11 protein-coding genes and 1 tRNA gene are annotated in these 12,935 nt (G+C 67.6%); 9 read left to right on the forward strand and 3 right to left on the reverse strand.

All coding sequences use genetic code 11. From position 1 onward, the window contains the following. Positions 1-14 precede the first annotated feature (14 nt). Complete coding sequence (sbcB, locus tag AC1Q5A_RS11630) at positions 15-1,469, reverse strand: exodeoxyribonuclease I (protein WP_492700881.1); 1,455 nt, start codon at positions 1,467-1,469, stop codon at positions 15-17. Positions 1,470-1,526: 57 nt separating this feature from the next. On the opposite strand from sbcB, the gene orn reads away from it, so the two are divergent. From orn to AC1Q5A_RS11650, 4 genes are all read left to right on the forward strand, one after another. Further along, on the forward strand, positions 1,527-2,093 hold the full coding sequence (gene orn, locus AC1Q5A_RS11635; protein WP_492700882.1) for an oligoribonuclease: 567 nt from the start codon (positions 1,527-1,529) through the stop codon (positions 2,091-2,093). Between the two features lie 27 nt (positions 2,094-2,120). Next, positions 2,121-3,035, forward strand: a complete 915-nt coding sequence (gene folP, locus AC1Q5A_RS11640) for a dihydropteroate synthase (RefSeq protein ID WP_492700883.1) — start codon at positions 2,121-2,123, stop codon at positions 3,033-3,035. Between the two features lie 49 nt (positions 3,036-3,084). Continuing rightward, positions 3,085-4,437, forward strand: coding sequence for a phosphoglucosamine mutase (glmM, locus tag AC1Q5A_RS11645; protein ID WP_492700884.1), 1,353 nt, complete (start codon positions 3,085-3,087; stop codon positions 4,435-4,437). A gap of 100 nt (positions 4,438-4,537) precedes the next feature. Beyond that, complete coding sequence (locus AC1Q5A_RS11650) at positions 4,538-5,473, forward strand: isopenicillin N synthase family dioxygenase (RefSeq protein ID WP_492700885.1); 936 nt, start codon at positions 4,538-4,540, stop codon at positions 5,471-5,473. 304 nt (positions 5,474-5,777) lie between these two features. On the opposite strand, the gene AC1Q5A_RS11655 is transcribed toward AC1Q5A_RS11650, so the two are convergent. Further along, a complete protein-coding gene (locus AC1Q5A_RS11655) occupies positions 5,778-6,587 on the reverse strand; it encodes an SDR family NAD(P)-dependent oxidoreductase (protein ID WP_492700886.1) in 810 nt (269 codons plus the stop codon). Between the two features lie 125 nt (positions 6,588-6,712). On the opposite strand from AC1Q5A_RS11655, the gene tpiA reads away from it, so the two are divergent. The 5 genes from tpiA to AC1Q5A_RS11680 all read left to right on the forward strand — a co-directional run bounded on the left by tpiA (position 6,713) and on the right by AC1Q5A_RS11680 (position 9,379). Further along, on the forward strand, positions 6,713-7,480 hold the full coding sequence (gene tpiA / locus AC1Q5A_RS11660; protein ID WP_492700887.1) for a triose-phosphate isomerase: 768 nt from the start codon (positions 6,713-6,715) through the stop codon (positions 7,478-7,480). A 7-nt stretch (positions 7,481-7,487) separates the two neighbouring features. Continuing rightward, complete coding sequence (secG, locus tag AC1Q5A_RS11665; RefSeq protein WP_492700888.1) at positions 7,488-7,949, forward strand: preprotein translocase subunit SecG; 462 nt, start codon at positions 7,488-7,490, stop codon at positions 7,947-7,949. Positions 7,950-7,960: 11 nt separating this feature from the next. Next, positions 7,961-8,045 (forward strand) — tRNA-Leu (locus tag AC1Q5A_RS11670). Positions 8,046-8,310: 265 nt separating this feature from the next. Continuing rightward, positions 8,311-8,547, forward strand: a complete 237-nt coding sequence (locus tag AC1Q5A_RS11675) for a hypothetical protein (protein ID WP_492700889.1) — start codon at positions 8,311-8,313, stop codon at positions 8,545-8,547. A gap of 178 nt (positions 8,548-8,725) precedes the next feature. Then, positions 8,726-9,379: a response regulator gene (locus tag AC1Q5A_RS11680; RefSeq protein ID WP_492700890.1), complete on the forward strand. Its 654-nt coding sequence runs from the start codon at positions 8,726-8,728 to the stop codon at positions 9,377-9,379. A 96-nt stretch (positions 9,380-9,475) separates the two neighbouring features. On the opposite strand, the gene AC1Q5A_RS11685 is transcribed toward AC1Q5A_RS11680, so the two are convergent. Further along, positions 9,476-12,601: a ribonuclease E/G gene (locus AC1Q5A_RS11685; protein WP_492700891.1), complete on the reverse strand. Its 3,126-nt coding sequence runs from the start codon at positions 12,599-12,601 to the stop codon at positions 9,476-9,478. Positions 12,602-12,935 lie beyond the last annotated feature (334 nt).

The raw sequence follows: 12,935 nt of genomic DNA on the forward strand, positions 1-12,935 counted from the left end.
GGGTGGTGCCCGCCTCAGGTGGGGGGATTATTGTCGATGCTGGCGGCGAGTCGTTCGCCCCAGACCTGCAGCTGATCGAGCAGGGCCAGCTTGTCGCGTGCCTGCGGATCGCGGCGCAGTTCGTCGAGGCGGGTGAAGTAGTCGTCGAGGGTGAGTCCGGTCAGCGGCGTGTGGCGGGTGAGGCGCGCCTGGCGGAAGCTTTCCCAGCGCGCGTGTTCCCCGGCATCCAGCGTCTCGGGCCAGTTGCGCGCGCGGTAGCGGAACAGCAGTTCCGGATAGCGTGGATCGCGAAAGGGGAACGCGCGGGTGCCCAGCTCGCGCGGTGGCGTGGCGCGCACCTGGGCCAGCAGGTGTTTGTCGGCGTCAGGCAGGAAGCCGCCGCCGTACAGGGCCAGTTCGGGATCTTCCGGCGGTGGCAGTTCGGCCGCGCGCTGGAACACGCGGCGCAGTTTTTCCGCCAGTCCGTCGACGGCGTGCAGCGCGTCGCGGTGCGCCTGGCAGCGCGTCAGGTCCAGCTGCAGGCGATCCAGGTCCACGCCCTGCAGCACCGACAGCGGCGCCAGCGCCGGGGCGTGATTGGCGCGCACGGTGCGCAGCGGGATGCGCTCGACGTCCTCGGGCAGGTCGGCGCGCGCGGTGAAGATGCGGTCGGCGATCTCGTCCTCGTCCAGCGCCAGCCATGTGGCGGGATCGGTGGCGAGGTCGTACACGATCACCTCGCCGGGGCGGCTCGGGTGCGGTGCCAGCGGCGCGATCACGGCCAGGCAGTGGCGGCTGGCCGGATAGCGCGAGGAAACGTGCACCAGCGGCGTCATGTGCACCACGTCGAGCAGTTCGAACACCTTCTGCTTGCGCCGCAGGGCGTAGTACCAGTCCCACAGCCGCGGCTGGCGCACGCGAATCAGCCGGGCCAGCTCGATCAGCGCATGGACGTCCGACAGCGCGTCGTGGGCGCGCTCCTGGGTGAGCCCGTTCGCGCTGGCCAGATGTTCAAGCTTGAAGCTGGGCGAGCCGTCCTCGCGGGCCGGCCAGACGATGCCTTCGGGCCGCAGCGCCTGGCACATGCGGACCAGGTCGATCAGGTCCCAGCGTGAATTGCCATTCTCCCACTCGCGGCCGTACGGCTCGTAGAAGTTGCGGTAAAGCATCTGGCGGGTGAATTCGTCGTCAAAACGCAGCGAGTTGTAGCCCACGCCGCAGGTGCCGGGCGCGGCCAGCTGCTCGTGTACGCGGGCGGCGAATTCGGCTTCGCCGAGCCCTTCGCGCTCGGCCTGCTGCGGGGTGATCCCGGTGATCAGGCAGGCATCGGGGTGGGGCGGCATCTCCAGCGGCGGCTTGCCGTAGAACATCACCGGCTCGCCAACGATTTCCAGTTCCGGGGTGGTGCGGATGCCGGCGAACTGCAGCGGGCGGTCGCGTCGCGGGTCGGCGCCGGAGGTTTCGTAGTCGTGCCAGAAAAAAGTCTGCATGGCGCGGATCATCGCATGCGGGCAAGGCTGATAAACTCCGGCGCACAAGGAGAGCCCATGAGCCAAGCCCACGAAGACAACCTGATCTGGATCGATCTGGAGATGACCGGCCTTGACACCGACAACGACTCGATTCTGGAGATCGCCACGATTGTCACCGACAAGGAACTGAACGTGCTGGCCGATGGGCCGGTGTTCGCGGTCCGCCACGAGATCGACCGGCTGGAGTCGATGGACAGCTGGAACTCCAACCAGCACCATAAGTCGGGCTTGTGGCGGCAGGTGCTGATCTCGGAAACCGACCACGCGATGGCCGAGCAGGCCACGGTGGATTTCCTGCGCGCATGGGTGCCGCCGGGCAAGTCGCCGATGTGCGGCAACTCGATCTGCCAGGACCGCCGCTTCCTGCACCGGCAGATGCCGCGGCTGGAGCGCTACTTCCACTACCGCAATCTCGATGTCTCCACGCTCAAGGAGCTGGCCCGGCGCTGGGCGCCGGAGATCGCCAAGAGCGTCGGCAAGGAATCGGCGCATACCGCGCTGTCGGACATCCGCGACTCGATCGCCGAACTGCGCCATTATCGCCGCTTCATGGGCGAGCTGGGCGGCAGGATCGAAGCCTGAACGCCGCTTCCGGACATTGACGAGGCCATGAGCATGTCGAACGATCCGTTTGCGCCGGTGCTGGATTGTGCCGGGCGCCCGTTGCGGCTCGATCGCGCGCGGGTGGTCGGCATCCTCAACGTCACTCCCGATTCGTTCTCCGACGGTGGCGCGCACGACAGCGTGGAGGCGGCCGTGGCGCACGGCTTGGCGCTGGCCGAGGAGGGCGCCGACATGATCGACGTCGGCGGCGAGTCGACCCGCCCCGGCGCAGCCGACGTGCCGGTCGAGGAAGAATTGCGCCGGGTGCTGCCGGTGATCGAGCAACTGGTCGCGCGCACCACGCTGCCGATCGCGATCGACACCTCCAAGCCCGAGGTGATGCGCGCTGCGGTGGCCGCCGGCGCCGGCATGATCAACGACGTGTACGCGCTGCGCCGCGACGGCGCCATGGAGGCCGCGGCCGAACTGGGCGTGCCGCTGTGCCTGATGCACATGCAGGGCGAACCGCGCAGCATGCAGGCCGAGCCGCACTACGACGACGTGGTGGGCGAAGTGCACCGCTTCCTCGCAGACCGGCTGTTCGCCTGCGAGCTGGCCGGGATCGACCGGCGCAAGGTGCTGGTCGACCCGGGCTTCGGCTTCGGCAAGACGCTGCAGCACAACCTGGCGCTGCTGTGCGCGCTGGAACGCTTCGCCGACCTCGGCAGCGGCGCATACATCGGCTTGTCGCGCAAGACGATGATCGGCGAGATGACTGGCCGAAGGGTGCCGGGGGAGCGGACTGTCGGTTCCGTGGCAGCGGCGTTGATCGCCGCGCAGCGCGGCGCGCGCATGGTGCGCGTGCACGACGTGGCTGCCACCGTCGATGCGCTGGCGGTGTGGCGGGCGGTGCATGCGGTCGATGCCGTGCCGCGGCGCGCCGAGAAGCCGGCCATGCCGCGCTGGCCGGACGACGACTGAGCGGCACCTTCATCTTTCCTTCCCCCTCATCATCGCCACCAGGCAGCCCATGACCCAACGCAAGTATTTCGGCACCGACGGCATCCGCGGACTGGTCGGCCAATGGCCGATCAGCGCGGACTTCATGCTGAAGCTCGGGCGCGCCGTCGGCAGCGTGCTGGCGCGTGATGGCAACAAGCGACCGAAGGTGCTGATCGGCAAGGACACCCGCATCTCGGGCTACATGTTCGAGGCCGCGCTGGAATCGGGTCTGGTCGCGGCCGGTGCCGACGTGGGCCTGCTCGGCCCGATGCCGACGCCGGCGGTGGCCTACCTGACCCGCTCGATGCGCGCGCAGACCGGCATCGTGATCAGCGCCTCGCACAACCCGCATCACGACAACGGCATCAAGTTCTTCTCCGCCGACGGCGAGAAGCTGTCCGACGAGGTCGAGCTGGCGATCGAGCAGGAGGTCGACGCCGCGTTCGCCACGGTGCCGTCCGAACGGCTCGGCAAGGCGCGCCGGATCGACGATGCGGTGGCCCGTTATGCGGAGTACTGCAAGTCCACCGTGGCCGAGGATTTCAGCCTGCACGGGCTTCGGCTGGTGCTGGACTGCGCCCACGGCGCGACCTACCAGGTGGCGCCGAAGGTGTTTGCCGAGCTGGGCGCCGAGGTGGTCGCCATCGGCGACAAGCCGGACGGCTTCAACATCAACCGCGAGGTCGGCTCGACCCATCCGCAGGCCTTGCAGCGGGCGGTGCTGGAGCATGGCGCCGATATCGGCATCGCGTTCGACGGCGACGGCGACCGCGTGCAACTGGTCGACCGGCACGGTGCGCTGGCCGACGGTGACGACATCCTGTACGTGCTGGCGCGCAGCTGGCATGCGCAGGGGACGCTGCACGGGCCGGTGGTGGGTACCCTGATGAGCAACTACGGCCTGCAGCTGGCGCTGGCCGGGCTCGACGTGCCGCTGATCCGCGCCAACGTGGGCGACCGCTATGTGCTGCGGCAGCTGAAGGAGCATCACGGCATGCTCGGCGGCGAAACCTCTGGCCACATCCTGTGTCTGGACCGTGCCACCACCGGCGACGGCATCATTGCCGCGCTGGCCGTGCTGGAAGCGCTGGCGCGCTCCGGTGAGGATCTGGCCGTGGCGCGGCAGGGCCTGCAGAAGATGCCCCAGGTGATGCTCAACGTACGCGCCGACGGCGCCCGTGAGGCCTTGTCCAGCAGCGAGGTGAAGCAGGCACAGGCCGAGGTGGAGCAGATCCTGCACGGCCGCGGCCGGGTGGTGTTGCGCGCTTCCGGCACCGAGCCGCTGGTGCGCGTCACGATCGAGGGTGCCGACGAAGCGGAAGTACGGCAGTTGGCGGGGAAGCTCGCCGGGATTGTAAAATCCGCAGCCGAACGATCGTGAACCTGCAGCTGTACCGGGTCGCCATGGATTGGCCCGACGTGCCCCGCCTCATGCGGTGGCGGATGAATCACCCGCACGCCCAACCCGGTGACTACAGCCCATGAAGAATGTTCCCACCCTCGACATCCGCCGTTACGACAGCGATCGAGACGCTTTCGTCGCCGAGATCGGCGCGGCCTACCGCGAATTCGGTTTCTGCTGCATCAGCGGCCACGGCATCGCGAGCGAGCTGATCGACGGCTCGTACGACGTGTTCCGGCGCTTCTTCGCGCTGCCCACCGAAACCAAGATGAAGTACCACGTCGCCGGCGCCGGCGGTGCGCGCGGCTATACCCCGTTCAAGGTGGAAACCGCCAAGGACAGCCAGTACGCCGACCTCAAGGAGTTCTGGCACATCGGCCGCGAGATTCCGCGCGATTCGAAATTCGCCGACGTGATGCCGCCGAACATCTGGCCCGCCGAGGTGCCGGACTTCAGGCAATACGGCTACGGCCTGTACCGGGCGCTGGACCAGCTCGGCACCCGCGTGCTGCGCGCGCTGGCCCTGCACATCGGCGAGCCGGAGAACTTCTTCGAGGACAAGACCGACGTCGGCAACTCGATCCTGCGGCCGATCCACTACCCGCCGATCACGGAAGAGAACATCCCGAACGTGCGCGCCGGCGCGCACGAGGACATCAACTTCATCACCCTGCTGGTCGGCGCCAGCGCGGAAGGGCTGGAAGTGCTCACCCGCGAAGGCGAATGGTTGCCGATCACCACCGAGGGCGACGCCATCGTGGTGAACATCGGCGACATGCTGCAGCGGCTCTCCAACCACGTGTTCCCGTCCACCACGCACCGCGTGGTCAACCCGAGGAACGAGAACGCACGCAAGCCGCGCTATTCGGTGCCGTTCTTCCTGCACCCGAACCCGGACGTGGTGCTGGATCCGCTGGATTCGTGCGTCACCGCGGACAACCCGCGCCGCTACGATACCTCGATCACCTCGCACGAGTACCTGCTGCAGCGGCTGCGCGAGATCAAGCTGATCTGAAACCGGGCCCAGCGCTTCGGCCAGGTTGCGATGCGGCGGCAGCACGATGTTGCAGCCGGGCATAGGCTGACGGAAGAAGCTGGTGCGGCGTCTTCGGGCACGTCGGGGATTGAGATACGGCACGGCGGCGTAGCGGAGATGAATCGGTATGCGGCTCGACCGCGCCGACCACCTGCACGCAATTGTGGTTGAGCCGGGTGCCGGCTCCGGTCTGCTCGCTTGGCGCATCCGGGTCGGAAGCAGGGACATGTCGTTGGAGGCCGTGGCGAGATCGAGCAACGCTTGCGCAGGCGGCAGGGGTCGGCTAGATCCGGGTATTCCGGTAGCGCTTCGATTCACGCGCCGAAAGCCACAGCGCCAGCCGGTCCGGCAGCAGTTGCACCATCGTCTTGATGGCCCGGTTGACCCGGCCGGGGATGTACACGGCATCGCCGCGCTCGACCGCCGCGATGCCCTGGCGCACCACCTCTTCCGCACTCAGCCACATGAAGCCGGGCAGCTTGTTCATCTTGTCGCGGGTGCGGGTGACATCGTGGAATTCCGACCAGGTGAAACCCGGGCACAACGCGCAGACATTCACTCCGGCCGCGCGGTTCTCCAGCGCGAGCGACTGCGAGAACTTGATCAGGTAGGCCTTGCTGGCGGCGTACAGGGTGTGCCCGGCCGGGCCGGGAACGTGCCCGGCCAGCGAGGCGACGTTGATGATGCAGCCGTGGCCGCGCTGGCGCATGCCGGGCAGCAGCCGCCAGGCCAGTTCGGTCGGCGCGGTCAGCAGCACCTGCAGGAAGTCCGCATGCGTCGTCCAGTCGTTGGCGACGAAGGTGCCCGGCACGCCGTAGCCGGCATTGTTGACCAGCCAGTCCACCTGCAGGCCGCGCCGCTCCAGCTCGTCGCACAGCGTCCGCGGCGTAGCCGGGTCGGTCAGGTCGTACGGCAGTACGGTGACCTGCGCGACGTGTTGTTCCCGGAGTTCGGCGGCCAGCGCCTCCAGCCGGTCGGCGCGCCGTGCGGTCAGCACCAGATCGTGGCCGAGTGCGGCGAGTTGCCGGGCAAACGCCGCGCCGATGCCGGACGAACCACCGGTGACCAGGCTGAGCGGACGGGAGGCAGTCATGCGGAGCTCCTTCGGACCAGCCGCCATTCTTGACCGCGCCGGCGAATCGACGCCAGTGGTCCGTCGGTTTGCCCATCCGGGAGGCCCTCGGTAAGCTTGCCGTTTGACCGCAGCGGAAGCAGCCCATGCGCAAGAGACTCGTCGCCGGCAACTGGAAAATGCACGGCAGCCGTTCGATGGCCAAGTCCCTGCTGGGCGACATCGCCGCAGGCATGCCTGATGGCGTCGAGGTGGCAGTGTTTCCGCCGTTTCCCTATGTGGCCGAGCTGGCCTGGCAGCATGCCGACTCCGGCGTCGGCATCGGCGCGCAGGACGTCAGCGAGCACGAGGGGCAGGGCGCGTATACCGGCGAAGTCTCCGCTGCCATGCTCGCCGATGTCGGCGCCCAGTGGGTACTGGTCGGCCATTCCGAGCGTCGCCAATACCACGGCGAGAGCGACGCGCTGGTGGCGCGCAAGTTCGCCGCGGCCCGTGCCGGCGGCCTGACCCCGATCCTCTGCGTGGGCGAGACGCTGGAGCAGCGCCAGTCCGGCGAGACCGAGGCGGCCATCGCGCGGCAGCTGCAGGCCGTGCTGGCGCTCAACGGCGTGGCCAGCTTCGATACGGCGGTGATCGCCTACGAGCCGGTCTGGGCCATCGGTACCGGCCATACCGCAAGCCCGGAGCAGGCGCAGCAGGTGCACGCCTTCATTCGTAGCCAACTGGAAAAAGAAGATGTTATGATTGCCCGTCTGACCCGACTGCTTTACGGCGGCAGCGTCAAGGCGGCCAATGCCGCGGAATTGTTCGCGCAGGCGGACGTGGATGGGGGTCTGATCGGCGGGGCCTCCCTGGCCGCATCCGACTTCCTTGGAATCTGCGCCGCGGCGCATCAGGCGCCACAGGCTCGATAGAAACCTTATGTTCGTCATTTTCAGCGTGTTCTACATCCTGATTGCAGCGGCGATGATCGTGCTGATCCTGTTGCAGAACGGCGCGGGTGCCGACGCCGGTTCCGGCTTCGGCGGCGGCGCGTCGGCCACGGTGTTCGGCGCACGTGGCTCGGCCACGTTCCTGACCCGTGCGACCGGCGTCCTGGCTGGCCTGTTCTTCCTGCTCAGCCTCGGCATGGGCATCTACCTGCACAGCAATGGTGCGCCGCACACCAATGCGGAAGATCTGGGCGTGATGGGCGCGCTGGCCGACAAGCATCCCGCTGCTGGCAAGCCGACTCCGGCCGCACCGACGACCGGCTCGGAAGTCCCGGCAGCCCCGGCCGCAACCAACAACGCCGTCCCGGCCGCACAGCCGGCGGCAACCCCCGCTCCGACCCAGGGTCAGGGCGAGGTGCCGGCAGCCCCCGCGCCGCCGGTCAAGCACTGAGCAATACACCTGCCCAGGTGGCGGAACTGGTAGACGCACTACCTTGAGGTGGTAGCGCCGCAAGGCGTGGGGGTTCGAGTCCCCCCTTGGGCACCATATACGCAGCTTCGATGGATTCCGCCGAAGTTGCCGGAAACAAGAGAACCGCCTCCGGGCGGTTCTCTTGTTTCCGTGTGTTCGCTGGCTCAGGGCGGCGGGTCGTACTGATACCGCGCGGTGATTTCCGTACACGTGCTGTAGGCATGTGCCGACATATCGCTTGCCCCTGCCCGTGGCACCTTGGAGCGGATGATGGGGTGTTGGGTCGACGGCACGCCATGTCGCCTTGCCGATCCGTCCATGATGAGGAGGACTTGCTGCCATGGTGACTATTTCGCTGAAGCAGACGGCCGCAGGCAGTTGGAACGTCTGCCGCTGTAACGTCAAGCTGTTCGGTGACCTGCAGCTGGGACCGGCGATCACGCTGGCCAGGGAAGTGGCTCGCGACGAGCATCGGCGCATGGGGCGCCAGGTTTGCGTCGAGATGCCCGGGCCGGTTTCCACGATCGTGCTGGCGCGTTACGCCGGTGGGCCGCTGGGCGTGAGGCAGGCAGCTTGAGTTTCGCACGGGTTGGTTCGTTGCATCGCATCAGGACGCGGATATTGGCAGCGGTTGCGGGTCATCGGGGATGCTTCGTGCGGCTAGCCGCATCGTCTCGTCCGCGGAAGTGCCGAATTGGTTGCAATGGGGCGCTGTGCGGCCTAATTTCATGCAGCCCAACCAGGGAGGGCGTCAAGTGATCAACGTGGTTCTGGTGGACGATCATGAGCTGGTTCGCACCGGCTTCCGGATGATCCTGCAGCAACAGGCCGACATCAATGTCGCCGGCGAGGCGGGCAGTGCCGAAGAGGGCCTGCACCTGATCCGCACGCTGGCGCCGGACATCGCGCTGGTGGATGTGCACATGCCTGGTATGAGCGGTATCGAGCTTACCGAGCGCGTATGCCGATCAAAGATGTCCACGCATATCGTCGTCGTGACGGTGGTCGACGATGCGCGGTTTCCCAAGCGGCTGCTCGATGCCGGTGCGCTCGGTTACCTGACCAAGGGTTGCAGCGCCGGCGAGCTGGTTTCGGCGGTGCGGCAGGTGGCCGGCGGTCGCCGTTACCTCGCGCCGGCCGTAGCACAGCAACTGGCGCTGGCCACGCTCGACGGCAGCGCCTCGCCGTTCGACGTGCTGTCCAGCCGCGAACTGGAGGTGGCGATGATGCTGGTGCGCGGCAAGCCGCTGACGATCATCGGCGAACAACTCAGCCTCAGCCCGAAGACGGTGTCCACCTACAAGCAGCGGCTGATGGAAAAGCTGCAGGTGGATCACGTGCTGAGCCTCGCGCACCTGATGACTGTGCATGGACTGATCGACACGCCGAACCATCACGTCGGCAACTGATCCCGGGTGGCATGGCAGGCGGGAGGCACCGCCTGAAGCGAAAAAAAACCGGACGCACGTCCGGTTTTTTTCTGCCTGGGGCCGTGCGGCGAAGAATCAGCCGAGCGAGTCGTTCTTCTGCGCGCCGGGTTCGTCTTGCGGCGGCACGGACGCGGACTTGCCTTCCTCGCCGCCCGTCGCTGCCGGCGTTGTCGCTCCGGCCAGCAGGTCACCCTGCCTGGGCAACGGCAGCGGGACGGCATCGGCCGGTTCGTCGGGCACACCTGCGGCGTCGGTTACCGTCGCGGCAGCCGCGGGGTGGTGGTCGTCCGCTGGCACCGCCAGAGTGACCGCGGTCGGTTCGGCCGTCGTCGCAACTGCCGGCTCTGTCGTCGCTGGCGGCACTGCGACCGTCACCGCTTCGTGGTGGGTCGGTCGTTCGAGCGTGATGGCGGGCGCTTCAGCCGCGATGGTGATTGCCGGCATGACGGCCGCGGTCGTGATCGTCGCCACAGCTTCGCCAGCGTGGGTCATCGTTGCCGGTGTCGCCGGCAACGCATCGGACGATGCCGGCGCCGACGTGGCGACGGAGTGGATCGTGACCGTGTCCTGTCCGGCGTCCGCTGCCGGCGATTTCGCCTGGTCGGGAATCGGCGGCAGGACGGGCAGGTTGAATGCCGTTGCAACGGCTGCCACGGATGCGGCGACCGCCAGTGGCTGGCTGTCGACCGTGGCGGCGGGCTTGTCAGCCGCGGGCTGGCTGATCGGAGCCGCCGTGTGGCCGCCGTTGGCCGAGGCTGTCAGCGGTGCCGATTCACGTGGCGATTTTTCGGGAGCGACCGGGGCGGCGGCTGCCGGTGCCACGCTGGATTCCTCGTCGCGATCCTCGTCGTCGAGCGCCTGGGCCTGCACGCTGTCGAGCGGTGCGTCGCCCGCGGTGCCTTCGTCGTGACGGCGACGGCGGCGGCCACCCCGACGGCCACGCCGGCGGCGCGACTGGCCGCCGTCGGCGTCCGTCGCTTCTTCGGCGGATGCGGGCACTGCCGAGGTGACTGGCGGCGTGAGCAGCAGCTCGGTTTCCTTGGCGGCGTCGTCCAGCGGTGCAGCGGCGGGGCGTTCGTCATTGGCGGCTGCGCGTGGCTGCCGTTCGGCCTTGGGCTGCTGTGGCGGATTCGGCTTGCGCTCGGCGCGTGCCTGATTGTTTTCGCTGGCGGGTCGGGGCTGGCGCTCTGCCTTGCCGGTTTGTGCCGGAGCCTGCTGTGCGGGCCGCGGTGAGGCTTCATTATTGCGCTGGCGGTTGCCGCGTGCCTGCTGCTGGGTCGCCGCCGGTTTCGCCGATGACGGCTGCTGCGCTGTTTCGCGGCGCGGCTGGCGCGACGACGAGGCGTTCGCGCCATTGGCATTGCGATTGCCGCGCTCGTCGCGACGGTTGCGTTGGCCGCTGTCGTTGCCGGTATCGGCGCGCTTCGCCACCGGCGTCGGGGCCGGCGACGCCGTTTCGGCGCTGCGGAACCAGCCCAGCAGGCGCGAAATGATGCCGCCGGTCGGCGCACCGTGGGTCGATGCCGGGGCGGCAGGCTGGCGGCGCATGGCGGGCTGCGCGGTAACAACCGGGGCCGCGGGGACTTCCTCACGCACCGGGGCCGGGCTGGCCGGCACGATGCCACTCACCGCGGGCTGTTCGCCGCTGCCCAGGGCCTGGCCCATCTTCGGCAGTTCGGCGGGTTCCGCTGCGGTCAGGCGCTCGTAGCTGGGCTTGCTGTGCTCGCCCATGTCCGCTTCGCGGATGCGCTGGATCTCGATGTGCGGGGTTTCCAGCTTCTCGTCGGCGACGATCACCACGTGCGCCTTGTGGCGCAGTTCGATCTCGACCACGCTGGCGCGCTTCTCGTTGAGCAGGAAGTTGGCGACGCTGCTCGGCGCCTGCACCAGCACCTGGCCGGTGTTGTCCTTCATCGCGTGTTCTTCGATCAGGCGCAGGGTGGACAGCGACAGCGATTCGACGCCGCGGATGTGGCCGTGGCCCTCGCAGCGCGGGCAGACGATCTGGGTCGCCTCGCCGAGGCTGGGGCGCAGGCGCTGGCGCGACATCTCCAGCAGGCCGAAGCGCGAGATGCGGCCGATCTGCACGCGGGCGCGGTCCTGTTTCAGCGCCTCCTTCAGACGGTCTTCCACTTCGCGCTGGTGCCTGGGGCTGTCCATGTCGATGAAGTCGATCACGATCAGGCCGCCGGCATCGCGGATGCGGCACTGCCGGGCGATCTCCACCGCCGCCTCGCAGTTGGTGTTGAACGCGGTCTCCTCGATGTCGCTGCCCTTGGTGGCCTTGGAGGAGTTGATGTCGATCGCGGTCAGCGCTTCGGTCTGGTCGATCACGATCGAGCCGCCGGACGGCAGCCGCACCTGGCGGTCGAACGCGCTCTCGATCTGCGTCTCGATCTGGTAGCGGGTGAACAGCGGGGTGTCGTCCTTGTACAGCTTGAGCTTGCGCAGGGCGTTGGGCATCACCTGCTGCATGAAATCGCGGGCATCGTTGTACAGCGATTCCTCGTCGATCAGGATCTCGCCGATGTCGCTGCGCAGATAGTCGCGCAGGGCACGGATGAACAGCTTCGATTCCTGGTAGATCAGGAACGGTGCCTTCTGCTTGCTGGCCGCTTCGGAGATCGACTTCCACAGGGTCAGCAGGTAATCCAGATCCCACTGCAGCTCTTCGGCATCGCGGCCGAGGCCGGCGGTGCGCACGATCAGGCCGACATCGTCGGGCACCGTCACGTGGTCCAGCGCTTCCTTCAGTGCCTGCCGGTCCTCGCCCTCGATCCGGCGCGAGACGCCGCCGGCCTTCGGGTTGTTCGGCATCAGCACCATGTAGCGGCCGGCCAGGCTGATGAACGTGGTCAGGGCGGCGCCCTTGTTGCCGCGCTCCTCCTTTTCCACCTGCACGACGACTTCCTGGCCTTCCTTGACCAGTTCGCGGATGTTCGCCTTGTGCGGGTCCAGGCCCGGGGTGAAGTACTCGCGGGAGATTTCCTTCAGCGGCAGGAAACCGTGGCGCTCGGCGCCGTACTCGACGAAGCAGGCTTCGAGTGAAGCCTCCACTCGAGTGATTCGACCCTTGTAAATATTGGACTTTTTCTGTTCCCGCGAAGGGATTTCGATGTCCAGGTCGTACAGGTTCTGGCCATCGACAATGGCCACGCGCAACTCTTCACGCTGAGTCGCGTTGATCAACATGCGTTTCATGGTGGTAATCCTCGGCTTGGCCGCGCGTCGCGTGCCGCGGTGGCGCCGCAATGGCGGCCTGCCGGGGATCGCGCCGCTGCGGTTAAGCGGCAATAAAAACGGCACCGTTTCCGGCGTCGGGGTGATTCGGTCAGCCGCGCCTGCCGCCCCGATGCCTCGATCGCATCGGACAAACAGCAGCCCGAACCGTTACGATGAAAGGGAGTCGCGACTGGCCGCCCGAAGGCAACCGGAGCAATCCTCGCCGACGTTACGGGCGGGCACTCGACCCGATCCAGACTTCGGCGGGCAGAATGTGGCGCCCGCCGAGTATCCTATTTCATCAGGTTTTTTT

It is taken from the genome of Rhodanobacter sp. GW835-FHT13D09, from assembly GCF_058793995.1.